Genomic DNA, 23,421 nt, shown 5'->3' on the forward strand with positions numbered 1-23,421 from the left:
GCTCGCCGGTTGCCCATCCGTGATGTCCTGACGCTGCTTCCGTTCGGTTGCGCATCAGCCGCCACTACGGTGAACCGTCCTTCTGCGCGTCCCGCACAGCAGGTGGGCGACATGTGGCGGCAGGTCTCCTGGCTCACGGCTCTGGCGCTTCTCCCGGCCTTCCCAGCGATCAGGTCGATCGCCAGTGGCATTGCGAAAGATGCTTGCCGCTCACAGTTGCGGGCGCAGCCGCGGGGTCGACACATGGTCTCACCGCGTTCCCTATTATCCGGGGAGACTTTCGTATCCCGCGGAACCGTCACGGGGCGTATGTGCTCAGAACGTGCGGCAGGGAGTCAATTTAGAAATGCACACGGAGGGGCGGGCGCTGAGGGCGAGAGTACAAATTCGCCACAGAGATACACGTGCCCTGACCGCGAGTTGTGCGCTCTCTTATACCGAGCTTGCGAGCGTCGGTGTGCGAGCGATTTCAAGGATGCGGTCGCAATCGAGGTGCGCTTCCAGATGTGCGGCGAGCGCGTCGAGCGTGGCATCGACGCCCGCCTCGTAGTCATGGACGCCGGACGTCGCGCCAAGCCCATCGAGAAGTGCCGAGCGATACGCGTCGCTCGCGAAGAGGCCGTGCACGTAGCACCCCGAGATGCGACCGGACGGGCTCACGGCTCCGTCGCGTCTGCCATCGGAGAACTGCAGCATGGGGTTTGCGCAGCCCGGACCATTGGTCCGGCCGACGTGCATCTCGTAGCCTTTTATCGGTATGCCGCCGGTCGCCGTACCCGCTACCTCGACCAGCATTTTGTCTCCCGCCAGCATCGTTTCGACATCGAGCAGGCCCAAGCCGCGCGTTGATCCCGCCGGGCCTTCGATGCCGCCGGGATCGGCGATCTCGCGGCCGAGCATTTGATATCCCCCGCAGATCCCGAGCACGTGGCCGCCGCGGCGCACGTGTGCCGCGAGGTCGATGTCCCAGCCGGTTTCCCTTAGCGCTGCGAGGTCTGCGATGGTGGATTTCGAACCCGGCAGAATGACGAGGGCAGCCGTTCCCGGGATCGGCTCTCCCGGCCGGAGGAAGGCGAAGTCGATGCCGGGCTCGAGGCGCAAGGGATCGAAATCGTCGAAGTTGGACAGGCGCGGATAGGCGAGCACCACGACGAGCGGGTGGCTCGCGTCGCCGCTCGCCGTGCGGCCCGTTACGAGCGATTGGGAGTCCTCGGCGGGCAGGTTAGCCGCTTCGGTGAAATAGGGCACGAGGCCGAGCGCGCTCCACCCGGTCTGCTGGGCAATGAGATCGAGCCCGGTTGCAAAGAGCGCCGGATCGCCGCGGAACTTGTTGACGATGAAGCCTTCGACCATGGCTGCATCTTCGGGCGTGATCACCGCACGCGTGCCTGCAAGGCTTGCGAAGATGCCGCCGCGCTCGATATCGCCGATCAGCACGACCGGCACATCCGCAGCGCGTGCGAAGCCCATGTTGGCGATGTCGCCCTTGCGAAGGTTGATCTCGGAGGCGGAGCCCGCGCCTTCCACCAGAACGATGTCGGCCTCCTGGGAGAGCCGCTCGAAGCTGTCGAGCACGGCGGCCATCAGGCGGGGCTTCATGTCGTGATAGCCGCGCGCAGGAGCGTTGCCGATCACGCGGCCTTGCACGACCACCTGAGCGCCGATCTCGCTCTGCGGCTTCAGGAGCACCGGGTTCATGTGGATGGTGGGGGCGATGCGGGCCGCGCGCGCCTGGAGGGCTTGGGCGCGGCCGATCTCGCCGCCGTCGGGCGTCACGGCCGCGTTGTTCGACATGTTCTGCGGCTTGAACGGGCGCACGCGCAGGCCCCGGTTGGCGAACGCGCGGGCGAGCCCGGCAACCAGCAACGACTTGCCGACGTCCGAGCCCGTGCCCTGGAACATGATCGCTTTCATGGGCGTCAGAACTCGATGCCTTCCTGGGCTTTGACGCCGGCAGCGAAGTGATGCTTCACGAGGGTCATCTCGGTGACGAGATCGGCGGCCTCGATCATCTCGGCCTTGGCGTTGCGTCCGGTCACGACCACGTGCAGATTGGGGCGCTTTTCCTTGAGGGCTGCGACGACCATTGCGAGGTCGAGGTGGTCGTAGCGCAGCGCGATGTTCAGCTCGTCGAGGATGATGAGTCCGAAGGACGGGTCCGCCATCAACTCCATGGCCACTGCCCAGGCCCGCTCGGCGGCGGCGACATCGCGGGCGCGATCCTGCGTTTCCCAGGTAAAGCCTTCGCCCAATGTGTGCCAGACAACCTGATCCCCGAACTTCTCGACAGCTTTGCGCTCGCCGGTTTCCCAGGCGCCCTTTCCGAATTGCACGACACCAACGCGCAGCCCCCTGCCGAGCGCACGCAAGAGAAGCCCCCAAGCGGCCGTGGATTTACCTTTGCCCTTGCCGGTGTGGACGATCAGCAGTCCCTTCTCCATGTTTTTGGAAGAAACTTCCGCGTCTTGCACGGCTTTCCTGTTCGCCATTTTCTCTTTGTGGCGGGCCTCTTCGCTGGTGCCGTTCTGCATGGGGCGATGCTCCTTTTCAAGCGGGGGGACGAGGCCGTTCGCGCCTGTACTGCCGGCCTTCGCGGAGCCGGATTTCGATTGACGCAATGCCGAAACAGCCCTTATCAAACTGGTGACGGTTCCTCGCAAGAGGATTGAACGGGAATGCGGTGTCGCCTCGTCATGGCCAATCCGCAGCTGCCCCCGCAACTGTTATCGGTGAGTGCTCGGCCTGAATGCCACTGGGAAACCGGGAAGGCGCTTGAGCGCGGAGAACCGAGAGCCAGGAGACCGGCCGTCGAAACTATAAGCTCGTGTGGCCGCGGAGGGGCGGCCTGGGAGAATTGAGATGAACACGCAATCCTACACCTCTACGACCGTACCTGCGGAAGGCACGAGAAGCGAAAGCCTGAAGGCCGCGGCGCTTGCGCTCGTGCTGGGCGCCGGTCTCGTCTTCACGGCCGGTTTCTCGCATTCCTCCACCATTCACAACGCCGGACACGATACGCGCCACGCGCTCAGCTTTCCTTGTCACTGATCGAGGAACGCCATGATAATTCGTGTTCTTTCAACCAGCCTTGTGGCTGGTTTTCTTGCTGGCGTGCTCGTAGCGGTCATCCAGCACTTCACGACCACGCCCTTGATTCTCGCGGCCGAGGTTTTTGAGAGCCAGGCTGCGGAGGCTCCCTCCCTGATCAGCCCTGCCGTGTTCCGGGGCGACGACGCGCGTCTCATCCTCGCCCATGCCGACCACGATGCTGCGGCCGGGGGCGAAGAAGGATGGGCCCCCGCCGACGGCATCGAGCGCACGCTCTATACGAGCACGGTGACGATTGCGACTGCGATCGGCTTCGCATTCCTGCTGCTTGCCGGGCTGCTCGCCTCGGGTGATCGCATCGATCCGCAACGGGCGCTGATGTGGGGTGCTGCCGGCTTTGTCGTGACTGGCCTCGCGCCTGCGCTGGGGCTTGCGCCCGAGCTTCCTGGAATGCCAGCCGCGGATCTTATCGACCGGCAGGTCTGGTGGGTCGCGACGGCGGTGGCAACGGGAGGTGCCCTCTGGCTCATCCTGAGGTCGCGCAGTCTCGCGCTCCAGATCCTGGGTGTCGCTCTGCTGGTCTCCCCGCATGTGATCGGCGCTCCCCACCTTCATGGGGGCGAGGTGAGCCGCGTGCCGGCCGAGCTTGCGGCCCGTTTTGCGGCGACATCGCTCGCGGTTCACGCGGTGCTGTGGGCTGCGACGGGGCTCGCCGTTGGCTGGTTCTGGCAGTGGACGGATAGCACGGGGCGCGCTTAGCGCGCTCTGAGGTCCGGCATCTTATGACCCATTCCGACGTAACCATATTCGTTTGCGTTTCATGCCGGCGAGCCAATCCTGAAGGCGAGGGTTTTCATCTGCCGGGGCGTGCGCTGGCAGATGTGCTGCATGAGAAGCTCGCGCAGACGGACGCGAGCCATATCAAGGTCACGCCTGTCGAGTGCCTTGCCGTGTGCAACCGGCCCAGCACCGTCGCCATGGTGGGGCCGGACAGGTGGACCTACCTCGTCGGCGATCTCGATGCCGAGCGGCATGCCGATCAGATCATCGCGGCCGCTACCGCGTTTCAGAAAACAGAGAATGGAATCGTGCCCTGGAAGGAGCGCCCCGAAGCGTTCCGCAAGGGCGTGATCGCACGCGTTCCCCCGTTGGGTTTTTCCATGCCGGAGCAAGACAGAGAATGACAGCGCTCGCCAAAGTGCCGTGCAGCATCGTGACCGGCTTTCTCGGAGCCGGGAAGACGACGCTCGTTCGCAATATCCTCCAGAACGCCCAGGGCCGGCGACTGGCTGTCATCGTCAACGAGTTCGGCGATGTCGGCATCGACGGAGAGATCCTCAAGGGCTGTGGCGTGGAAAGCTGCAGCGAGGATCGCATCGTGGAGCTTTCGAACGGCTGCATCTGCTGCACCGTGGCCGACGATTTCGTGCCTGCTCTGGAACGACTGCTGGCGCTTTCCGATCCGCCCGAGCACATCCTGATCGAGACGTCCGGGCTCGCGCTCCCGAAGCCGCTCGTGCAGGCGTTCAACTGGCCGGCGATCGCCTCGCGCGTGACGGTGGACGGCGTCATCGCGGTGGTCGACGGGGCGGCGGTTGCGGCCGGCCGTTTCGCGGACGACCCGGAGGCGCTCGCGACGCAACGCGCCGATGATGCGTCGGTCGATCACGAGAATCCGCTCGAGGAGGTCTACGAGGATCAGCTTCTCTGCGCGGATCTCATCGTGCTCAACAAGGCCGATCTCATGACGGCCGCGGATCTCGAGCGGGTGTCGGAGGAGATCCGGCAGTCTGTTCCGCGCGCGGTCAAGGTAGTGGAGACGACCGGCGGCCAGCTCGAAGCAAAAGTGCTGCTCGGGCTGGGTGCGGCTGCTGAAGCCGATCTCGCGGCGCGCCCCTCGCATCACGATAACGAGGAAGACCACGATCACGACGATTTCGACACGTTCATCGTGGATGTTCCGCAGCTCGAGGATCCTGAGGTGCTGCTGGCCCGCATCCGGCGGGCGGCGGACGACCACGATATCCTGCGGATCAAAGGGTTTACCGAGGTCAAAGGTAAGCCGATGCGGCTCTTGATCCAGGGTGTAGGCTCGCGCCTGCAGCATCAGTTCGACCGCCCCTGGCGCGAAGGCGAAAGCCGGCAGGGCCGTCTCGTCGTGATCGGGCAGAAGGGACTTGACCGGGAGGCCATCGCGCGGGCGATTTCAAGCGTGTAAGGTTGCTTTATGCATCTACTTGCCGTCGAGACGGGATCGCTGGACGAAATTGACGGCGCGGTTGATCTCAACCAGACACCCGCCGATATCGTTGTCTTGTCGTTCAGCGACAGCGATCTCTCGGCACTCGCGTCGGCGTGGGAGCAGGATGCCTCCCGCTTTCCGTCGCTGAGGCTTGCCAGCCTCAAGAAGCTTCGCCATCCCATGTCGGTGGATGTCTACGTGGAGCGCGTGATCGAGCACGCGCGTCTCGTCATCGTGCGCAGCCTCGGCGGTCTCGACTACTGGCGCTACGGCTTCGAGCGTCTTGCGCGCGCCGCATCCGAGCGCGGCACGCTGCTGGTGGCGCTACCGGGCGACGACCGGCCCGATGCGCGGCTGGTGGCGCTTTCCACGGCGCCGCGAGACGTCGTCGAGGCGTTCGACCGCTACTTTCGTGCCGGCGGGCCGCACAATGCCTGCAACGCGCTCCTCTATGCCGCACATCTCTTGGGACGCGATGTCGCCTTCGATCCCCCTCTCGATATGGAACCGGCGCTGGCGCTCGACGGGGAGGGCCTGCCTGTCAGGCTCGATACCATCTCGGCCTGTCCGGATCGGCCGAGCGCGCTCGTCGTCTTCTACAGGTCGAGCCTGCTGGCGGGAGATTTCAAGCCGGTTACGCGGTTGGCGGATGCGCTCCGCGCGCGAGGGCTGCGGCCAGTGTGCGTCGCGCTCACGAGCCTCAAAGACCCGGATGCGACCCGTCCACTCGAAGCTCTCATTCGCCGCGTGATGCCGGCCGTTGTGCTGAATGCGACGGCATTCTCCGCGATGCGGGCCGACGAGACCACTGTTCTCGACGCCGCGGACTGTCCGGTGCTGCAGGTTGCGCTCGCGGGGCATCCGAAGGTCGCGTGGGAGGCTTCCAGGCGAGGACTGTCTCCAAGCGATCTCGCGATGAACGTCGTGCTGCCCGAGCTGGACGGCCGCCTCTTTACGCGTGCGATCTCGTTCAAGGCGGATGTGGCGCCTGCGGCCGATCTGCAATACGCGCGGGTGCTGCACGAGCCCGACGACGGCCGCGTGTCTTTCGTGGCCGAGCTCGCGGCTGCCTGGGTGCGGCTTGGGCAGGCCGAGCGCGCCTCGCGGCGTGTTGCGATCCTGCTGTCCGATTATCCGAACCGCGCGGGGCGGACGGGTTATGCCTGCGGCCTCGATACGCCCGAGAGCGTGGCCGAGATCATGGGGCTGCTGCGCGCGGAAGGCTACGACGTCGGGGATGAACCGTTCGAAGCGCATGATCTCATCTCGCGCCTCGCGGATCTTGCGCCGGGGGCCGATACGATCACGGTGCCGCTCCGCGACTATCTGGGCTGGCTGGGTGCGCTGCCGGGTGAGATTGCGAAAGAGATCGAGACCGCGTGGGGTGCGCCGGAGGACGATCCGTCCTTTGAGAACGGTCATTTCCGGTTTCGCGCTGTGGTGGCCGGGAACATCGTCATCTCGCTTCAGCCGGATCGCGGTGCGCACGGCGACCGCAAAGCGGGCTATCATGACATGCAGCTTCCGCCGCGCCATGCCTATGTGGCGCTCTACGGGTGGCTGCGCGAGACGCGGAAGATCCATGCGCTCGTGCATCTCGGTACGCATGGCACGCTGGAATGGCTTCCCGGCAAGGCGCTCGCGCTTTCTGAGGCTTGCTTTCCCGAAGCGGTGCTCGGGCCCGTGCCGGTGATCTATCCGTTCATCGTGAACAATCCGGGCGAAGCAGTGCAGGCCAAGCGGCGGATTTCTGCGCTTACCATCGGGCACATGACGCCGCCATTGTGCGAGGCGGGGCTTCACGGCCCGCTGGGAGAGCTCGAAGGGCTCATCGAGGAATATGCCGAGGCCGATGGCGTCGACAGGCGGCGCATCGCGATCCTCGAGCGGGAGATTTTGGATCGCGCGTGGCGCTCTGGCCTTGCCGCGGACTGCGGGCTGGAGAAGACCGATGCGCCCCGGGATGCGATCGGCAAGCTCGATGCGCAGCTTTGCGACATCAAGGATCTGGCGATCCGCGATCATCTTCACGTGTTTGGCAGGGCGGCTTCTCTGGATGCGCGGACGGCTCTGGCGGCTCAGATGGTTCGCGCCTCCGGCGGTGGGGAGGCGCAGATCGCGGGTGTCGAGCAGGCGATCCTCGCGTGCGCCGAAAGCGAGCGGGGTGCCCTGATCGCGTCGCTCGACGCTCGCCGCGTTGCGCCGGGGCCATCAGGAGCGCCCACCCGTGGGCGTCGCGATGTGCTTCCCACAGGACGGAACCTCACGACCATCGATCCGCGTGCCGTGCCAACGCGGACGGCCGCTATCGTGGGCGCGCGTGCGGCCGACGAGGTTGTGCGCCGTTACATGCAGGACCACGGAGATTATCCCCGCGCGCTGATGCTCGATCTCTGGGCCTCGGCCTCGCTGCGCACAGGGGGCGACGATCTCGCCCAGGCGTTGGCCTATCTCGGCGTGCGCCCGCGCTGGGACGACGGATCGAACCGCGTGGTCGGCGTCGAGGTGCTGCCGATTGCCAAGCTCGATCGGCCGAGGATCGACGTCACGCTGCGCATCTCGGGATCGTTCCGCGACATCTTTCCGGCGCAGATTGCCCTGTTCGACCTTGCCGTGCGGCTGGTTGCGGAGCGCGACGAGCCGGAAGAGTGGAACCCGCTGTCCGCTGCAAGGCTTCGCGGTGAAAGCCTGTCTCGCATCTTCGGCAGCGAACCCGGCACCTATGGCGCGGGGGCGGCTGCAACCGCGCTTGACAGCGCGTGGGAGAGCCGGGCCGATCTCGCGGCTGCCTATCTTCAGTCCAGCTCTCATGCTTATGGGGGCGACGACAGCGAGCGTCCGGCGGCGAAAGATTTTGAGGAGCGTGTCGCGGCGACGGATGCGCTGGTGCATCCGCAAGACGACAGGGAGCGCGATCTTCTCGACGGCGATGGCGTTGCGGATTTCGTCGGGGGTTTTGCTGCGGCTGCGGCGGGGCTCGGCAAGGCGCCGGCTCTTTATCACCTCGACACCAGTGTGGCCGCGGCGCCCAAGGCGCGCACGGTCAGCGAGGAGGTCGTGCGCATCGTTCGCGGGCGGCTCACCAATCCGCGCTGGGTTTCGGGCATGATCGCGCACGGACATCGCGGCGTGGCGGAGATCGCGCAGGGCGTCGACGCGCTCTATGCGTTCTCCGCGACGGCGGACGTGGTGGACGATCACCTGTTCGAAGCGGTGCATGACGTCTTGATCGCGGACGAAGATTGCCTGGGGTCGCTTCTGACGCTGAATGCGTCTGCGGCTCGTGCCATTGCCGAACGCCTGCAAGATGCGATCGCGCGGCGCTTGTGGTCGCCCCGGCGCAACGCGGTTCATGCCGAGCTGCATCGCGTGCTCGCCAGTGGCGAGGTGCGGCGTGCATCCGAAAAGAGAGCGCTGCCATGAGCGATCCCGCCGCCACCGCGCACCGGGCGCCCGTGAGGGGATGGTGCCCGGGCGCGCTCAAGCCTATGGAAACGGGCGATGGGCTGATCGTGCGCGTGCGGGCGCACTGCGGAACGCTCAGCGCGGAGCAGATGCTCGACATCTGCGAGATCGCCGAGCGGCATGGCAATGGGCATATCGATCTCACGCGCCGCGCCAACGTGCAGATCCGCGGAATCCGGGTAGAAGGGCTTCCCGAGGTCTGGAGCATGCTTTCGGCGCTCGGCCTTATCGATCTCAATGCGGAGGCCGAGTCCGTTCGCAACGTCATGATCAACCCGCTCGCCGGGCTCGATCCGACGGAGGTCTCCGACGTTCGCCCTATCGTCCTAGCCTTGGAGACGGCGCTCTCGCAGGCGAGCGACCTCTGGTCGCTTCCAGCGAAATTCGGCTTTTCGGTCGATGGTGGCGGCGTGCTTCCTCTCGACGGCGAGCGCGCCGATGTACGTCTGAGAGCGGTCCGCGATGGGGCACGTCCGGCGATCGCCATCGGCGCCGATAGGACCGATGGCGTGGCGTGGCTGGGGATCGTCGCGCCGGATGCGGCCGTGGATGCCGTAACAGCTCTCTTGAGAGCCTCTCTCGCAGCGACCGAGAACACGGGGCGGACCCGCTTCCGGGCTCTCGCGCCTCGCCTCGTTCAGGATCTAAAGCTGGCACTCGCGCCCTATGGCGCCGCTATCTCCGAGAATGTGCTGGCGCCGCCCCAGCAGTCTTGCGGCAGTGTGCTCGGTCCGATCATGGTGAACGGAACGGTGGTTGGCGCCGGGATCGGGGCGCCGTTCGGGCGTCTCGAAGCCGCATCGATGCGCGATTTGTTGGCTGCGGCCCAGAGTTTGGGCCTGGACGAGTTCCGGCTTTCTCCATGGCGGGCGCTCGTTGTGCCTGCGACTCGGATGCGGGACGTGGAGATCCTGCTTGCGAGGGCGCGGGAGTGCGGGTTTATTGCCGATCCCGATGATCCGCTGACACTGATCGACGCGTGTCCGGGCGCGCCCGCCTGCAGCTCCGCGCGGCTGGATGTGCGAGCCGCCGCCTACAGACTTGCCCAGTTGCTTCCCCTGCCGGGTGTTTCCTCGGTTCACGTCTCGGGATGTGCCAAAGGATGCGCCCGCTCGAAGGCGGCCGATCTCATGCTGGTGGATTGCGGTACTGTGTTCGGGGTGGCTCGTCATGGGCGGGCGGAGGCTCCTCCGGTTGCCTATGTGGAGCCGGACAACCTCGAACGTCTTCGCCTGATGCTGGAAGCTGGAATTTGATGCCGTGACGCACGAGCGCTCCTATATCCGCGACGGTGCCGAGATCTACCGCAACTCGTTCTCGATCATCCGGGCCGAGGCCGATCTCGCGCGTTTCAACGGGCATTCCGAGAAGGTGGCCGTGCGCATCATCCATGCGTCCGGCATGGTCGAGATCGCGTCCGACATTGTGATGTCGGACGATTTCACCGCACGTGCGCGGGAGGCTTTGCTCGCGGGCGCGCCTATTCTCTGCGACGCCAACATGGTGGCGCATGGCATCACCCGGAGCCGCCTGCCTGCCAACAACGAAGTGATCTGCACGCTTCAGGCCCCCGAGGTTGCGGAGCTGGCGCGCAAGATGGGTACGACGCGATCCGCGGCCGCGATGGAGCTGTGGCGGCCGAAACTCGCCGGAGCCGTCGTCGCCATCGGCAACGCGCCGACCTCGCTGTTCCGCCTGCTCGAAATGCTGGACGAGGGCGCACCGCGCCCGGCGGCTATCGTGGGGATTCCGGTCGGGTTTGTGGGAGCTGCCGAATCCAAGGAGGCGCTTCGGGCCGATGGCCGGTGCCCCTATCTGATCGTGAAGGGCCGTAAGGGGGGAAGTGCGATGACGGCAGCGGCGATCAACGCCCTTGCGAGCGAGGCCGAATGATCTCTCTCGAAGACATCGGCGGAAAGGCGGTCGCGGGAACGCTCTACGGCATCGGCGTCGGGCCGGGCGATACCCGCTACATGACGCTGCGTGCTGCCGCGCTCGTGTGCTCCGTCGATGTGATCGCCTTCTTCGCGAAGAAGGGTCGGCAGGGCAACGCCCGCAAGGTCGTCTCAGCGCTGGTCGGTGCCGAGCGCCGGGAGCTGCGTTTCGAATATCCCCTTACAGACGAGGTTCCTGCCGATCACTCCGAGTATCGGGAGCAGATCGCCAGGTTCTACAAGGAAACTGCCGCTGCTCTGGAAGCCGAGCTCAAGGGTGGGCGTTCGGTCGGGTTGCTCGCGGAGGGCGATCCATTCTTCTACGGCTCGTTCATGCACATGTGGCGCCGTTTGGACGAAGCGTTTCCTGTGGAGGTCGTGCCTGGTGTTACGGGCATGTCCGGATGCTGGACGCGCGCCAATGCGCCGATCACGTGGGGCGACGATATCCTCACCGTCATTCCAGGCACGCTCGACGAGGAGCGGCTGACGCAGCGGCTCGCGGCGTCGGATGCGGCCGTCATCATGAAGATCGGACGCAACCTCGAGAAAGTACGCCGGGCGGTGGAGAATGCGGGCCTTTCCGATCGCGCGATCTACGTCGAGCGCGGGACGATGGCGGATGAGCTGATCATGCCGCTCAGGGAGTGTGACGGCGTGGCCGGAACTTATTTCGCCATGGTGATCATTCCCGGCCAGGGGCGGCGGCTATGAACGGTAAGCTGACAGTGGTGGGGCTTGGTCCCGGCGCACCGGAACTGGTGACGCCTGCGGTGCGGAAGGCCCTCGAAGAGGCGACCGATCTCGTCGGCTATTTCACCTATCTCGATCGTGTGCCGCCGGGCCCTGCAGGGCAGCGGCGCCACGGTTCAGACAACCGCGTCGAGGTCGATCGCGCGCGTCATGCGCTGGCGCTCGCCGAGGCCGGTCATACCGTTGTCGTCGTGTCGGGCGGCGATCCCGGCGTGTTCGCGATGGCGGCTGCCGTTTTTGAAGCGATCGAAGAGGGCGAGCCTGCGTGGCGCGCGCTGGACATCCGTATCGAGCCCGGCGTCACAGCGATGCTGGCGGCAGCCGCTAGCGTGGGAGCTCCGCTCGGAGGTGATTTCTGCGCCATCTCGCTGTCTGACAATCTCAAAGCGTGGAGCACGATCGAGCAGCGGCTCGAAGCGGCCGCACGTGGAGATTTCGTGATCGCGCTCTACAATCCGGCTTCGCGCGCCAGGCCGGAGCAACTCGGCCGTGCGCTGGGTTTTCTCAGAGGCTTGAAAGCAGCCGATACGGTGGTGCTGTTCGTCAAGGCAGCGGGCACGGCGGACCTGCAGGTGCGGATCGAGAGCCTCGGCAAGGCCGATCCCGCCGGTGTCGACATGCGGACGCTGGTGCTGATCGGCTCCAGCCGGACGCGCCTGATCCCGCGCGACGGCGCTACGCCGTGGGTTTACACGCCGCGCTCGGAGCGCGAGGCATCAGCATGATGCCGGATGAGCCAGTCGAGCGCTTCTTCCGCGTCGCGAACGACGGCTGGGTTCGCCTTGTGCGGCCGCGCGATCATGATCACCGGAAGACCCAGCGTGCGGGCGGCTTCGATCTTGGCATAGGTGGCGCTGCCGCCGGAATTTTTCGACACGACCACATCGATCCGCTCGCTGCGGAGCAGTGCGATCTCGCTCGCGAGATCGAAGGGGCCGCGGTGCTGGAGCAGGGTCAGGAGGGGCGGAAGTGGCGCGGTGTCCGGCGGCTCGATGAGGCGCGCGAGATAGGTGTGGTGCGGCGCGCGCGTGAACGCGCCGATGGTCTGGCGGCCGATGCTCAGAAATACCCGGCGCGGTGTCTTTCCCAAGCTGTCCGCTGCGTCTTCCACGGTTTTGACGGTCTGCCAGCGGTCTCCGGCGACCGGTTGCCAGGGCGGGCGGATGACGGTGCACAGCGGAATTCCCGCCTGGATCGTGGCCGCGTTCGCGTTTGCGGAGATTTGGGCGGCGAAGGGATGCGTCGCGTCGATCACCGCTTCGGTTTTGGATTGAGCAAGCCACTGGGCAAGCCCCTCCGCGCCGCCGAAGCCTCCGATGCGGACGGCGATGCCAGGGGTTGCCGGTGCTTTGGTGCGACCGGCCAGGGACAAGGTGGGCGCAAAGCGCGGATCGCCTTCGAGGCGCTTCGCGAGGGCGGACGCTTCCGTCGTGCCGCCGAGTATGAGGATGCGCATCGGGGTGCTGCTCATGGCTGGTAACGAGACAGGCCGCTCCGGCGCGCGCTGGCTGTCTCTCATCGGGCTGGGTGAGGACGGCGTCGCGGGGCTCTCGGATTCGGCGAAGCTGCTCCTAGAGAGTGCCGAGCTGGTGGTCGGCGGGAAAAGACATCTCATGTTGGTCCGAGATCTCGTGCGCGGCAAGCAACTTTCCTGGCCGAGCCCGATCAGCGAGGCTTGGCCCGAGATCATGGCGTGGCGGGGGCGCCCGGTGGCGGTGCTGGCCAGCGGCGATCCCTTTTTCTATGGCGTCGGCAAGCAGCTCGTGGAGCTCGTTCCCGTCGAGGAGATGCTGTGCCTGCCGCAGCCGTCCGCGTTCTCGTTTGCCGCCTCGCGGCTCGGCTGGGCGTTGCAGGATACGGCGCTGGTGACGCTGCATGGGAGGCCGCTCGAAGCGATCATCCGGCACCTTCAGCCGGGTGCGCGCATTCTGGCGCTGTCGTGGAACGGCAAGACGCCGTCCGATGTCGCCCGGCTGCTCGCGGCGCGCGGTCTTGGCGAGGCGAGGATCACCATTCTCGAAGCGCTGGGCGGGCCGCGCGAGCGCGTGGTGTCCGGCCGGGCTTCGGAGCTTTCCTGTGGTGAGACGGACGATTTAAATACCATCGCAATCGAGGTGCCGGCGGGTGCCTGTGACGTTGCGCTCAGCCTGTCATCGGGGCTCGACGACGATCTTTTCGAGAACGATGGGCAACTCACCAAGCGTGAGATCCGCGCGGTGACGCTGTCGTCCCTCGCGCCGCGAGCGGGAGAGGTTCTGTGGGACGTGGGGCTCGGCGCCGGCTCGATTGCGATCGAGTGGCTGTTGCGTCATCCGTCACTCAAGGCGTTCGGCATCGAGGAGCGCGCGGACCGCGCGGAGCGGGCGGCTCGCAATGCGGCGCAACTCGGCACGCCGGATCTCGCCATCGTGAGGGGACGCGCACCGGAAGCTTTTTCCGGCCTCCCCAGTCCCGATGCGGTGTTCATCGGCGGGGGGATGGGGGACGCCGGCGTGTTCGAAGCTGCGTGGGCCGCGCTGAAACCTGGAGGCCGTCTCGTTGCAAATGCGGTTGCGCTCAAGACCGAGATGCTGGTGCTCGACTTGTTCCAGCGCTACGGCGGCGATCTCGTGCGGCTGGGTGTGGCGCGGCTGAAGCCTGTCGGGGGCGAGACGGTCTGGAATCCGGGCAAGCCGGTTACGCAATGGCGGGTGGTGAAGCCATGCTCGTAGCGGGGATCGGATGCCGGCGCGGTGCGTCGGCGGCGGACATCGATGCGGTGATCACGGCCGCGCGGGAGGCATTCCGGTGCGAAGCTCCTATCGCGCTGATCGCGACGGAGGCGTCCAAATCCGATGAGGATGGTTTGCAGGAGGCGGCGCGGCGCCTCGGCGTGCGTGTCGCAACCTATCCAACAGATGCGCTGGATGCGATGGCGGGGTCGGTGCTGACGCAATCGGCTGCCGCGCTGGAACACAAGGGCACACGATCCGTTGCCGAAGCGGCGGCCTTGCTGGCGGCCGGCGTGAACGGCCGGCTGCTGGGGCCGAGGGTGGCGACGCCAAGGGCGACGTGCGCGTTTGCCATCGGCGACGGCACGCGATCGGATGGAGGCGGAACGTGACGGTCCATTTCATTGGCGCCGGTCCGGGGGCTGCGGATCTCATCACGCTGCGCGGGCGCGATCTGATCGCGGCGTCTCCCGTTTGCCTTTACGCGGGATCTCTGGTGCCCAAGGAGCTTCTCTCGCACTGCCCGCCGGATGCCCGCATTGTCGATACGGCCCCCTTTTCGCTCGATGAAATCATTGCGGAGATGAAGGCGGCCACGGATGCGGGGAAGGATGTCGCGCGCCTGCATTCGGGCGACGTTTCGATATGGAGTGCGGTGGGCGAGCAGATGAGGCGCCTCGATGCGCTGGGCATTCCCTACACGATGACGCCGGGAGTGCCGTCGTTCGCGGCCGCTGCGGCTGCCCTGTGCCAGGAATTGACGCTCCCTGAAGTCGCGCAATCGCTCGTGCTTACGCGCACGCCGGGGCGCGCCTCTTCGATGCCGCCCACGGAGACGCTGGCTGCGTTTGCCGCCACGCGCGCGACGCTTGCCATCCATCTTTCAATCCAGGCCATCGCCGAGGTGGTTCAGGAACTGGTGCCGTTGTACGGCAAGGACTGCCCCGCCGTCGTGGTCGCGAAGGCGAGCTGGCCCGACCAGGAGATCCTGCGCGGCACGCTCGGCACCATTGCCGATGCAGTCGGCGAAGCCGGAATAGATCGCACGGCGCTCATTCTTGTTGGTCCGTCGCTGGGGCACCGCGATTTTCGTGAGAGCGCGCTCTACAGCGTGGACTACCAGCGCCGCTACAGGGGGCGCTGATGGTGACGGCGCGCAGGACAAGAGGGTTGATCGTTGCGGCGCCCTGCTCTGGCTCGGGCAAGACGACGGTAACGCTCGGCCTGCTCGCAGCATTGCGGCAGAGCGAACGCGCGGTTCAGCCGTTCAAGACGGGACCCGATTACATCGATACCGGCCATCATGAGGCGGCGGCCGGGCGGCCGAGCTTCAATCTCGATACATGGGCGATGCCCGCTCCTGCGATCAAGCGGCTCGTCGCCGATACGACGCCGGATGCGGATGTCGCCATCGTAGAAGGCGTGATGGGCTTGTTCGACGGCGCCTCGGATGCGGGGCGCGCCGGGAGCGGGTCCACGGCGGATCTCGCTGCGCTGCTCGGCTGGCCGGTGGTTCTGGTGCTCGACGTTTCCGGGCAGACGGAGACGGCCGCGGCGCTGGCGCTGGGTTGCGCTCTCTACCGGCCGGATGTGCGCGTCGTGGGGGTCATTCTCAACCAGGTCGCCAGCGCGCGTCATCTGGCGATGATCACGCCGGGCTTCGCGCGCATCGGGCTCAAGGTGTTCGGCGCCCTGTTCCGCGATGGCGATTTGCGGCTGCCGGAACGCCATCTCGGTCTGGTGCAGGCGGGCGAGACGGAAGACTGGCAAGCGAAGATAAACCGCATCGGGGCACGGATCGCGGACGAGGTGGATCTCGCTGCGCTTCTGGAGGCGGCTCATCATATCGAACCGGCTGCCTCGCCCGAGTTGCGTCCGGCGATGCGGCCTCCCGGTCAGCGGGTTGCCCTCGCCCGCGATGTCGCGTTCTCGTTCGCCTACAATCACCTTCTGAAATCGTGGCGTGACGCGGGGGCGGAGATCCTGCCGTTCTCGCCGTTGCAGGACGAGAGCCCGAGCGAAGCTGCGGACGCGATCTGGCTTCCCGGCGGATATCCGGAGCTGCATGCGGGACGGATTGCGGCCGCGTCTCGCTTTCTCACGGGCTTGAGAGCGGCGGCGGAGCGGGCCGTCCCCATTCACGGCGAATGCGGAGGCTACATGGTGCTGGGGCAGGGGCTCGAGGACGCGGACGGCCATCGGCATGCGATGGCGGGACTGCTCACTGCGGAGACCTCGTTCCTCAAGCGCAAGCTACATCTTGGATATCGCCGCGCGAGGCTGCTTTCCGATTGCGTGCTGGGCAGGAAGGAGGCCGAGATCTACGGGCACGAGTTCCATTACGCGACGCTGCTGTCGGATACGGGGCAGCCGTTGATGGAGTGCCGGGATGCGGGGACCGGCGCCGTGCGCCCCGCAGGCTCACGCAATGGCTCCGTGACCGGCTCGTTCTTTCATTTTCTGTCGTCGGATTGATCGCTCCGCGCTTTAGGGCGCGTTCTTCGCAGCACGTAGGTATCCATGATCCAGCCGTGCTTCTCTTTCTCGCGGGCGCGGATCTGCTCGATGACATCGACGAGATCGCGAAGCTTGCCGGACAGGAGAATTTCGTCGGGCGTGCCGAGGTAGGCTCCCCAGTGGATCTCGATATCGTCGTCGCAGATGGCGCGGAGCGTCTCGCCGCCGTCGAGCATGACGACGACGCTCTCTTCCGTCTCCGGCATTCCGTGCTTCACGAGTTTGCGCCCCGTCGTGATATGCACCGGCTCTCCCACCGCGTTCAGAACCATGGCGTGGCGCGCGGCGAGTGCCTGCACGCTGCTGATGCCCGGAATAACCTCGCAGTCGAATTCGAGGCCACCTTCCGAGCGTAGCAGATCCACAAGGCGCAAGGTGCTGTCGTAAAGGCTCGGATCGCCCCATACGAGGAACGCGCCGCAGCCGTTTACATCCACCTCGGCTGTGATCTGTGCGGCAAGCCGCTTCGCGCGTTCGCGATGCCAATCGGCGACGCCGAGCTTGTAGCCGCCGGGTTCCGGATCGCGCACGGGGTCTGCGATCGAAATGAACTTGAAGGGGCGATCCTTCATGTGGCGTTCGCAGATTTCCTTGCGAAAGCGCACGAGATCGCCTTTTGCCTCGCCCTTGTCGAACACAAAGAACGCATCCGCCTGATTGAGGGCGTTGATAGCCTGGATGGTGATGTAATCGGGATTTCCGGCCCCGATGCCAATGACGAGAAGGCGTCTCATGGTTCCTCGATGACGCCGTATCAATTCTCGCGCGCCTGTAGGGCTGCATTCTAGCCCCCGGCCGATCCGCGGGCCAGCTCTCTCGATGACGCCGGCGCATGGTTTCCGGAGCCCATTTTGCGGGTGAGGTGATCTTTGGCAGGTGTGGGCAGTTGACACCGGCGTCCGGCCGTAGCCAAAGTGGCGCCGTGACGGTTCCAGGAGGTCGAGTTCCCAGCCTCCGGATTAATAGGGAACGCGGTGAGACTTATGTCGAAGCCGTGGCTGCGCCCGCAACTGTTAACGGCAAGCTTTGGCCGAACTGCCACTGGCGATCCGTCGCCGGGAAGGCCGCTCGAAGCGCTTGAGCCGTAAGCCAGGAGACCTGCCTTCACAAGTCGCCCACCTGATGTGCGGGACGCGCAGAGGGACGGACAACCGTCGTGGCGACTGATGTGCAACCGAACGGACGCTGCGTCAGGTCATCGCGAAGTGGGCATTTAATTTCGAAAACAACGGGCAATCACGATACTCGCGCCGCATGAGAGATGCGGCTGCCCGTCGATCCGAAACAGTCACACGCGCGGTTCTCCGCAGCTTCCTGCTCCTCGCCGGCGGGATCAGATGATCATTCGTGCCACGCTTATCGCAGTTCGCCTTGCCGCCCGGATCAACGGTCGTGGCGTGAGGCTGCTGGCTGCCGCATGCGCGGCGGTGATGCTTGCCGGCTCCATGGCGGCTCATGCGGACGCGCCGCCACGGCGTGTCGTTTCCATGAACCTCTGCACGGATCAACTCGCCATGTTAATGGCCGACGAGGGCCAGCTTCGCTCTGTCTCGCACCTGGCGATAGATCCCGAGAGTTCGGTGCTGGCGGAGCAGGCGCGCCGGTTTCCGATCAACCACGGGCTCGCCGAAGAGATCTTCATGATGAAGCCGGATCTCATTCTGTCCGGCACGTTCACCAATCGCGCCTCCATTGCGATGTTGAAGCGCCTGGGCTTCCGGCTCGAGGAGTTTCCGCCGTCGTACTCGTTTCCGGAGATCCGGGAGCAGATGTTGCGGATGGGGCGCCTGCTGCATCGGGAGGCACGGGCACAGGAGCTGATCGGCGAGCTTGACCGGCAACTCGCCGCAATTCCCGAGTGGATTCATGGGGGGCGTCGCCCGCTTGCGGCTCTCCATTATGCCAACAGCTATACGTCCGGCTCGGGGACGCTGGCGAGCGCGATCGTGGAGCGCTCGGGTTTCGAGAACCTGGGGTCCAGGCTGGGCCTCACCGGCATGGTGCGGCTTCCGCTCGAGGTGCTCGTGAACTCCGCGCCCGATCTGATCATTGGCGGCCTTCGCCCCGGCACGGCGCCTGCGCTCGCCTACCAGACCTTCGAGCACCCGGCATTGAGAGCGGTCCTCGACGGGGGCGAGCTCACATCCATTCCTGACAGATATTGGATCTGCGGAGCGCCTTTCACCGCGCAAGCCGTCCGCTTGCTCTCGGCGCACGCGCCTGTGCTCAAGGCCGAGCGGGGCGCTGCGAAATGAGCTATCGCCTCCTGCTCGCGGCGCTCGCGGTGCTCGTCGTCCTCTTGTTCGCCATCTCGCTTCTGATCGGCCCGGCCGGATTGGACGTCGGGACTTCCATCGCCGGATTGCTCAATGGCGACAATGAAGCGGCGCGTCTGGTGATGCGGGAGATCCGCCTGCCGCGGGCCATCCTCGGCCTCGCGATCGGCGCGACGCTCGGTCTTTCGGGCGCCGTGCTGCAAGGGTATTTGCGCAATCCGCTCGCGGATCCAGGCGTGCTCGGCATCAGTGCGTCGGCATCGCTGGGCGCGGTGATTGCGCTCTATACCGGGTTATCCGGCGCATTCGCGCTTGCGCTTCCATTGATGGCGATGGGTGGCGCCGTCGCTGCTGTCGTGCTGATCCAACTGCTTTCGGGCACGCATGCCGGCACGCTCACGCTCATCCTTTCCGGTGTCGCCATCACGAGCCTTTCCGGCGCTCTCACCTCGCTGGCGCTCAACCTCTCGCCCAATCCATTTGCGGCCGTCGAGATCCTGTTCTGGATGCTGGGCTCGCTCGCGGACCGCTCGATGCTGCACGTCTATCTGTCGCTTCCCTTCATGCTGGCGGGCTGGGTCATGCTGTTCGCGCTGGGGCGGGCGCTGGATGCGCTCACGCTCGGCGCCGATGTCGCCTCCAGCATGGGCATCCGCCTTCGCCGGACGCAGTGGCTGGCGGTGCTGGGGACCGCCGCTTCGGTGGGGGCGGCAACGGCGGTGGCGGGCTCCATCAGTTTCGTGGGGCTCATCGTTCCTCATCTGCTTCGCCCGCTCGTCGGGGCGCAGCCGAGCCGGTTGCTCACCGCCAGCGCGCTCGGCGGCGCGGCGCTGCTGCTGGCGTCCGATATCGCCACGCGGATCATCGCGCCGGGACGCGATCTCAAGCTGGGCGTGCTCACGGCCATCGTGGGAGCGCCGTTCTTCCTCTGGCTCGTCATCAAGAACCGGAGGAACGTCCTATGACCACGCTTTCGGTCGACAAAGTTTCGGTTCAGCTCGGACCGCGCCCGGCGCTGACCGACGTCTCCTTGTCGCTAAAGGGGGGTGACTTCATTGGATTGATCGGACCGAACGGGGCGGGCAAGTCCACCCTGATCAAATCCATCCTGGGGCTGGTGCCCTCGACTGGGACCCTCGCCATCAATGGCCGGCTGCTTGCTAAGCTGGATGCGCCCGAGCGCGCGAAGCTCCTGAGCTACGTTCCGCAGGAGCGGGATGTGGCTTGGCCACTCAGCGTGGAGAAGGTCGTCGCACTCGGACGGACGCCGTACCTGCAACCGATGCGCGGGTTGACGGATCGCGACGGGGCTAGGGTCGAAGAGGCGATGGCGGAGGCCGACGTTCTCGTACTTCGCGACCGGCTGCTGTCGGAATTGTCAGGCGGCGAGCGGGCGCGGGTTCTCATCGCCCGCGCGTTGGCTCAGGATACTCCGATCCTTCTGGCCGATGAGCCGACGGCCGGCCTCGATCCGTCTCACCAGATCAGCCTGATGAAGGTGCTCGCCGGCCTCGCGCAGCGGGGACGGATCGTGGTGGCCTCGCTCCACGAATTGTCACTCGCGGCCCGATGGTGCACGCGGCTCGTGCTGCTCGATCGCGGGAGGGTGGCTGCGGACGGTGCGCCTCAGCACGTGTTGACGGAAGCGAACATCGCCGAGGTGTACGGCATCTCCGCTTTTCTCCAGCAAAGTGCGAAGGGCCTCATCGTGCAGCCGCTCGATACGATCTGAGGGCCTGCCGATCCAGGATTGCGGCTTTGCCGATCCGTTCCCACCGGTCTCTTTCCGAACGTCTGCAGAAAGATGCGATGAACATCCGCGTCTTGTTCTAGTGTTGTGCCTTGATGAAAGAGAGCAGGGCATTGAACGGCTCGATCTCTGTTTTGCCAAAGGCCCTGCATCTCGTCGTGCAGTCGGCAATCGTCCTGCCCGTGATGAACTGCTTGATCTTCGCCATATCGAATGGGCACTTCTGACGAACGATCGGCTCGCCATTGAACCGCTTCTCGAAGTAGAAGACGTTTTCGTAGAACGTCGCGCGGATGCTCTTTGTGTCCGCGTTCTGATAGGCGATGTACCAATCGCTTTGTTTTTCGCCAATGACCTGGCCCGTGCACTTCTCGCTCTTGCCGGTTTCATCCACCGTGCAGGTTCCCTCCTGAGCCAGCAGGTATTCGACCTTCTTCTCGCTGATCCACTTCGCATGATCGACGAGGTAGTACCGGAAGCGGCCGTCAGGGAGCTGTTCGGTGAATTTGTTATAGCAGCCGTTTTCTCCGAAGAAGTCCGGGTTCTCCTTGACCTCGTCGGCACCCGCCTCGCCCCATACGCCGGCGTAGGGATGGTCTCCGGCGATTGCCGGGGCGCATCCCAAAATCAGCATCATTGCCGTGGCCGTGACAGGGAGCTTCATGGGTTTCACTCGTTTGCTGCGTGACGAGCCAGAGGTTTGGGACACGCGCGAACCTGCGTAAAGCGCGGGAGCGGCAGTGGGAATTCTTGCCATGCTCTTTTGCCTGGCTTGGCACCACGGGTTGAACTGAAGCGGGCTTCCCTGCGGCTATCGGACGAGAAACCGGAATGTCTGCGAGAAAGTCATGGGTAGCGCGCTCACCTCCGGCGGAATTTCCGGGAAAGGGGCGGCGCGTTCGAGCGTCGTGAGAGCGGCGCGGTCCAGCACCTCGGCTCCCGACGATGAAACTACTTCCTTTGCTATAAGCGACCCATCAAGTCCCACCGTGAACTTCACGACGACGGTCCCGGTCATGCGCGAGCGCGGGTTCACCTTGGCGCGCTGGACGCGCTCGTTGATCTTGCCGAGGTAGAGCCTGGTGATGCTGGCGTCGCCGCCCTTCTTCTCCTCTCCGGAGCTGTACTCCGTCACGATCACGACTTGCTCGGGCTGGGCCACGAGCTGGATATCCTCGGGTGCCGCTTCCTCCAGGGGGGTGAGCGAGGGGGACTGTCCACGATAGCTTTCGAGAGCGGGCTCCTTGAGTGCGTCCGGCGAGGCGGGCTGGTTGGCTTCGGCGATCGTGTCCGGCGGAGGGTGATGCTGGGCGGCCAGCGGTGGAGCCTCTGAGAGCGATTGCGGAAGCGTCTCATCGGCCTTCACAGCGTCGGAGAGCTGGTTCTGCTCGGGGGATGATGCCTGATTGGCCGCAACAAACTCCTGCTCCTCAATGCGTTCCGGTTCTGGACCGCGCACATCGACGAGGTTTGGCTCGATGGTGCTTTCCTCGGACGCAATGACGTCGCGGATCGTCTCCGGCTGAGCGCGAGAAAGAGTATCGGCCGGTGCCTCCTGCGGAGCGAGCGGGGTGACGTTCTCGGCCAGGCTGCCGCTTGCATCCTCTGCCGTGTTTTGTGGCTCGTCCAAAGGCGCTACCATCGGAGGTGGCGGCGCGGCCTGATCGATCGCAACGGATGGCTGGGCCTCGAGGCTTTGGAGGTCATCTCCGATATTCGTGACCTCGCTCAGGTCCATGCCCTGAGGCTCAAGGAAGATCTCTTGCGCCTCTCCGAGATTCAACGCCTCGAATTGTTCCGGCTGAAGGCGCAGCCAGAGAGCATTGCCGACCAATCCATGGAGCAGCAGCGAAAAAAGGATGGCTGTTGCCCTCAGCATGGCCGTGTCGCTCTCCTTCCTCCTTTTCGATAGCGGGAGCGAGCGTAGCGTCCGGCCGAGGCGAGCGCCATATCGGCGGGGAAACGATCTGTGCTCAAACTCTACGAGGCAAAGTTGGGGCGGGACGGCGCGGCGGCTTGAGAGTCAGACGGGGGGCGCCCAGCGTGGAATTCCCCTCCTGCGACAGGGAAATAGCCCTGCCACCTTTGCCAAACTGCCTGCATTTCCTTGCTGTTTCGCTTTCAAGTCGCGTCTGTTCTGGGCAGCCGGACGGCTCCGAAAGCTTCGCCTAGAAGAACGCCTGGCCGGGACGCATGCCGAGCTTTTTCAGAATCAGAGCCAGCGGGCAGAAGCCTGTCAGCGAGGCCTGCAGGAGATTGGCTCCGACGAATGCCGTGAGGAAGAGCCAGTACGGGCTGTGATAGTGGCTCAATACGAGGCTCACCAGGATCATCGATCCTGCAAAGGCCAGCACGGCGCGATCTATGGTCATTTCGATAGTCTCCGGTTTTTTGGCGCGCGGTGCTCGCAGAAGATTTCATGCAGCACGCCGATAAGGCGGGATACGCGCTCATCAGCCAGCGCGTAGTAGATCATCTGCGCTTCCCGCCGCGTGGCGACGAAGCCGCCTTCTCTCAGTTTAGCGAGATGTTGGGAGAGCGCCGATTGGCTGAGCGGTACGACCTCTTCCAGCGCCGAGACCGACCGCTCACCGTTATGCAACTCACAAAGGATCATCAGGCGATGCGGGTTGGCGAGCGCCTTGAGCAGGGCCGCGGCATCTTCGCTACTGGAGGTTAGCTCTTTAATATTCATATTTGCTAATTTAGAATATTCTGATATTGA

At 65.2% G+C, this 23,421-nt stretch carries 24 protein-coding genes and 3 riboswitches; of the genes, 16 read left to right on the forward strand and 8 right to left on the reverse strand.

The genetic code is table 11. The features are described 5' to 3' along the window. Positions 1–101 precede the first annotated feature (101 nt). Positions 102–315, reverse strand: a riboswitch (cobalamin riboswitch). Positions 316–432: 117 nt separating this feature from the next. Continuing rightward, a complete protein-coding gene (locus F812_RS0102430) occupies positions 433–1,914 on the reverse strand; it encodes a cobyric acid synthase (protein ID WP_020084366.1) in 1,482 nt (493 codons plus the stop codon). A gap of 5 nt (positions 1,915–1,919) precedes the next feature. Then, on the reverse strand, positions 1,920–2,531 hold the full coding sequence (gene cobO, locus F812_RS0102435; RefSeq protein WP_020084367.1) for a cob(I)yrinic acid a,c-diamide adenosyltransferase: 612 nt from the start codon (positions 2,529–2,531) through the stop codon (positions 1,920–1,922). 99 nt (positions 2,532–2,630) lie between these two features. Next, positions 2,631–2,824: riboswitch (cobalamin riboswitch) on the forward strand. A 35-nt stretch (positions 2,825–2,859) separates the two neighbouring features. Here cobO and F812_RS0102440 point away from each other — a divergent pair. From F812_RS0102440 to cobJ, 9 genes are read left to right on the forward strand one after another with little or no spacing between them, the layout of a single operon-like run. Then, entirely contained in the window at positions 2,860–3,048 is a 189-nt protein-coding gene (locus F812_RS0102440; RefSeq protein ID WP_020084368.1) for a CbtB domain-containing protein, read from the forward strand. Positions 3,049–3,060: 12 nt separating this feature from the next. Further along, positions 3,061–3,807, forward strand: a complete 747-nt coding sequence (locus F812_RS0102445; protein WP_020084369.1) for a CbtA family protein — start codon at positions 3,061–3,063, stop codon at positions 3,805–3,807. A 23-nt stretch (positions 3,808–3,830) separates the two neighbouring features. Beyond that, positions 3,831–4,232, forward strand: a complete 402-nt coding sequence (locus F812_RS22255) for a DUF1636 family protein (protein WP_040497746.1) — start codon at positions 3,831–3,833, stop codon at positions 4,230–4,232. After that, positions 4,229–5,266, forward strand: coding sequence for a cobalamin biosynthesis protein CobW (gene cobW / locus F812_RS0102455; protein ID WP_020084371.1), 1,038 nt, complete (start codon positions 4,229–4,231; stop codon positions 5,264–5,266). Before F812_RS22255 ends, cobW begins: the two co-directional genes overlap by 4 nt. A gap of 9 nt (positions 5,267–5,275) precedes the next feature. Next, on the forward strand, positions 5,276–8,713 hold the full coding sequence (cobN, locus tag F812_RS0102460) for a cobaltochelatase subunit CobN (protein ID WP_020084372.1): 3,438 nt from the start codon (positions 5,276–5,278) through the stop codon (positions 8,711–8,713). Then, complete coding sequence (gene cobG / locus F812_RS22260) at positions 8,710–10,011, forward strand: precorrin-3B synthase (RefSeq protein ID WP_020084373.1); 1,302 nt, start codon at positions 8,710–8,712, stop codon at positions 10,009–10,011. Before cobN ends, cobG begins: the two co-directional genes overlap by 4 nt. Positions 10,012–10,015: 4 nt before the next feature. Next, positions 10,016–10,648: a precorrin-8X methylmutase gene (locus F812_RS0102470; RefSeq protein ID WP_020084374.1), complete on the forward strand. Its 633-nt coding sequence runs from the start codon at positions 10,016–10,018 to the stop codon at positions 10,646–10,648. Continuing rightward, a complete protein-coding gene (locus F812_RS22265) occupies positions 10,645–11,403 on the forward strand; it encodes a precorrin-2 C(20)-methyltransferase (protein WP_020084375.1) in 759 nt (252 codons plus the stop codon). The genes F812_RS0102470 and F812_RS22265 overlap by 4 nt, the downstream gene beginning before the upstream one ends. Next, positions 11,400–12,167 carry a precorrin-3B C(17)-methyltransferase gene (cobJ, locus tag F812_RS0102490; RefSeq protein WP_020084376.1) on the forward strand — a complete coding sequence of 256 codons (768 nt, stop codon included), beginning with the start codon at positions 11,400–11,402 and terminating at the stop codon, positions 12,165–12,167. Before F812_RS22265 ends, cobJ begins: the two co-directional genes overlap by 4 nt. On the opposite strand, the gene F812_RS0102495 is transcribed toward cobJ, so the two are convergent. Next, entirely contained in the window at positions 12,131–12,898 is a 768-nt protein-coding gene (locus F812_RS0102495; protein WP_020084377.1) for a cobalt-precorrin-6A reductase, read from the reverse strand. The genes cobJ and F812_RS0102495 overlap by 37 nt on opposite strands. Positions 12,899–12,911: 13 nt before the next feature. Between F812_RS0102495 and cbiE the strand changes: the two genes are divergently transcribed. The 4 genes from cbiE to F812_RS0102515 are packed head-to-tail and all read left to right on the forward strand — an operon-like array spanning position 12,912 to position 16,628. Further along, complete coding sequence (gene cbiE, locus F812_RS0102500; RefSeq protein WP_020665348.1) at positions 12,912–14,153, forward strand: precorrin-6y C5,15-methyltransferase (decarboxylating) subunit CbiE; 1,242 nt, start codon at positions 12,912–12,914, stop codon at positions 14,151–14,153. Continuing rightward, on the forward strand, positions 14,144–14,545 hold the full coding sequence (locus F812_RS0102505; protein ID WP_040497865.1) for a cobalamin biosynthesis protein: 402 nt from the start codon (positions 14,144–14,146) through the stop codon (positions 14,543–14,545). The genes cbiE and F812_RS0102505 overlap by 10 nt, the downstream gene beginning before the upstream one ends. Further along, positions 14,542–15,297: a precorrin-4 C(11)-methyltransferase gene (gene cobM / locus F812_RS0102510; RefSeq protein ID WP_020084380.1), complete on the forward strand. Its 756-nt coding sequence runs from the start codon at positions 14,542–14,544 to the stop codon at positions 15,295–15,297. The genes F812_RS0102505 and cobM overlap by 4 nt, the downstream gene beginning before the upstream one ends. A 2-nt stretch (positions 15,298–15,299) precedes the next feature. Then, complete coding sequence (locus F812_RS0102515; RefSeq protein WP_026867793.1) at positions 15,300–16,628, forward strand: cobyrinic acid a,c-diamide synthase CobB; 1,329 nt, start codon at positions 15,300–15,302, stop codon at positions 16,626–16,628. On the opposite strand, the gene cobF is transcribed toward F812_RS0102515, so the two are convergent. Then, entirely contained in the window at positions 16,607–17,404 is a 798-nt protein-coding gene (gene cobF, locus F812_RS0102520; RefSeq protein ID WP_020084382.1) for a precorrin-6A synthase (deacetylating), read from the reverse strand. The two genes, F812_RS0102515 and cobF, sit on opposite strands and share 22 nt — an antisense overlap. A 175-nt stretch (positions 17,405–17,579) precedes the next feature. Further along, positions 17,580–17,790: riboswitch (cobalamin riboswitch) on the forward strand. Between the two features lie 217 nt (positions 17,791–18,007). Between cobF and F812_RS22270 the strand changes: the two genes are divergently transcribed. Genes F812_RS22270 through F812_RS0102535 form a run of 3 tightly spaced genes read left to right on the forward strand, consistent with a single transcriptional unit; the run spans position 18,008 to position 20,678 of the window. Further along, positions 18,008–18,925, forward strand: coding sequence for an ABC transporter substrate-binding protein (locus F812_RS22270; RefSeq protein WP_020084383.1), 918 nt, complete (start codon positions 18,008–18,010; stop codon positions 18,923–18,925). Beyond that, entirely contained in the window at positions 18,922–19,911 is a 990-nt protein-coding gene (locus F812_RS0102530; protein WP_020084384.1) for a FecCD family ABC transporter permease, read from the forward strand. Before F812_RS22270 ends, F812_RS0102530 begins: the two co-directional genes overlap by 4 nt. Beyond that, on the forward strand, positions 19,908–20,678 hold the full coding sequence (locus F812_RS0102535) for an ABC transporter ATP-binding protein (protein WP_020084385.1): 771 nt from the start codon (positions 19,908–19,910) through the stop codon (positions 20,676–20,678). The genes F812_RS0102530 and F812_RS0102535 overlap by 4 nt, the downstream gene beginning before the upstream one ends. Before the next feature lie 97 nt (positions 20,679–20,775). Here the strand turns inward: F812_RS0102535 and F812_RS0102540 are convergent, their stop codons facing one another. From F812_RS0102540 to F812_RS25875, 4 genes are all read right to left on the reverse strand, one after another. After that, a complete protein-coding gene (locus F812_RS0102540) occupies positions 20,776–21,360 on the reverse strand; it encodes a hypothetical protein (RefSeq protein WP_020084386.1) in 585 nt (194 codons plus the stop codon). A gap of 147 nt (positions 21,361–21,507) precedes the next feature. Next, positions 21,508–22,575 carry an energy transducer TonB family protein gene (locus F812_RS25180; RefSeq protein WP_020084387.1) on the reverse strand — a complete coding sequence of 356 codons (1,068 nt, stop codon included), beginning with the start codon at positions 22,573–22,575 and terminating at the stop codon, positions 21,508–21,510. Positions 22,576–22,864: 289 nt separating this feature from the next. Further along, entirely contained in the window at positions 22,865–23,068 is a 204-nt protein-coding gene (locus F812_RS0102550; RefSeq protein WP_020084388.1) for a YgaP family membrane protein, read from the reverse strand. Next, complete coding sequence (locus F812_RS25875; RefSeq protein ID WP_020084389.1) at positions 23,065–23,391, reverse strand: ArsR/SmtB family transcription factor; 327 nt, start codon at positions 23,389–23,391, stop codon at positions 23,065–23,067. The genes F812_RS0102550 and F812_RS25875 overlap by 4 nt, the downstream gene beginning before the upstream one ends. Between the last annotated feature and the right edge of the window lie 30 nt (positions 23,392–23,421).

This window comes from Hyphomicrobium zavarzinii ATCC 27496, assembly GCF_000383415.1.
In the GTDB taxonomy this organism is placed as follows: domain Bacteria; phylum Pseudomonadota; class Alphaproteobacteria; order Rhizobiales; family Hyphomicrobiaceae; genus Hyphomicrobium_C; species Hyphomicrobium_C zavarzinii.

Bases quoted from the DNA above. Each gene is read 5' to 3' on its own strand.
- cobJ (WP_020084376.1), top strand. From the start codon at position 11,400: ATGAACGGTAAGCTGACAGTGGTGGGGCTTGGTCCCGGCGCACCGGAA.
- F812_RS0102440 (WP_020084368.1), top strand. From the start codon at position 2,860: ATGAACACGCAATCCTACACCTCTACGACCGTACCTGCGGAAGGCACG.
- F812_RS22255 (WP_040497746.1), top strand. From the start codon at position 3,831: ATGACCCATTCCGACGTAACCATATTCGTTTGCGTTTCATGCCGGCGA.
- F812_RS0102540 (WP_020084386.1), bottom strand. From the start codon at position 21,360: ATGAAGCTCCCTGTCACGGCCACGGCAATGATGCTGATTTTGGGATGC.
- cobN (WP_020084372.1), top strand. From the start codon at position 5,276: ATGCATCTACTTGCCGTCGAGACGGGATCGCTGGACGAAATTGACGGC.
- F812_RS0102550 (WP_020084388.1), bottom strand. From the start codon at position 23,068: ATGACCATAGATCGCGCCGTGCTGGCCTTTGCAGGATCGATGATCCTG.
- cobO (WP_020084367.1), bottom strand. From the start codon at position 2,531: ATGCAGAACGGCACCAGCGAAGAGGCCCGCCACAAAGAGAAAATGGCG.
- cobW (WP_020084371.1), top strand. From the start codon at position 4,229: ATGACAGCGCTCGCCAAAGTGCCGTGCAGCATCGTGACCGGCTTTCTC.
- cobF (WP_020084382.1), bottom strand. From the start codon at position 17,404: ATGAGACGCCTTCTCGTCATTGGCATCGGGGCCGGAAATCCCGATTAC.
- F812_RS22270 (WP_020084383.1), top strand. From the start codon at position 18,008: ATGATCATTCGTGCCACGCTTATCGCAGTTCGCCTTGCCGCCCGGATC.
- F812_RS0102530 (WP_020084384.1), top strand. From the start codon at position 18,922: ATGAGCTATCGCCTCCTGCTCGCGGCGCTCGCGGTGCTCGTCGTCCTC.
- F812_RS25180 (WP_020084387.1), bottom strand. From the start codon at position 22,575: ATGCTGAGGGCAACAGCCATCCTTTTTTCGCTGCTGCTCCATGGATTG.
- F812_RS0102495 (WP_020084377.1), bottom strand. From the start codon at position 12,898: ATGCGCATCCTCATACTCGGCGGCACGACGGAAGCGTCCGCCCTCGCG.
- cobG (WP_020084373.1), top strand. From the start codon at position 8,710: ATGAGCGATCCCGCCGCCACCGCGCACCGGGCGCCCGTGAGGGGATGG.
- F812_RS0102445 (WP_020084369.1), top strand. From the start codon at position 3,061: ATGATAATTCGTGTTCTTTCAACCAGCCTTGTGGCTGGTTTTCTTGCT.
- cbiE (WP_020665348.1), top strand. From the start codon at position 12,912: ATGGCTGGTAACGAGACAGGCCGCTCCGGCGCGCGCTGGCTGTCTCTC.
- F812_RS22265 (WP_020084375.1), top strand. From the start codon at position 10,645: ATGATCTCTCTCGAAGACATCGGCGGAAAGGCGGTCGCGGGAACGCTC.
- F812_RS0102505 (WP_040497865.1), top strand. From the start codon at position 14,144: ATGCTCGTAGCGGGGATCGGATGCCGGCGCGGTGCGTCGGCGGCGGAC.
- F812_RS0102535 (WP_020084385.1), top strand. From the start codon at position 19,908: ATGACCACGCTTTCGGTCGACAAAGTTTCGGTTCAGCTCGGACCGCGC.
- F812_RS25875 (WP_020084389.1), bottom strand. From the start codon at position 23,391: ATGAATATTAAAGAGCTAACCTCCAGTAGCGAAGATGCCGCGGCCCTG.
- F812_RS0102430 (WP_020084366.1), bottom strand. From the start codon at position 1,914: ATGAAAGCGATCATGTTCCAGGGCACGGGCTCGGACGTCGGCAAGTCG.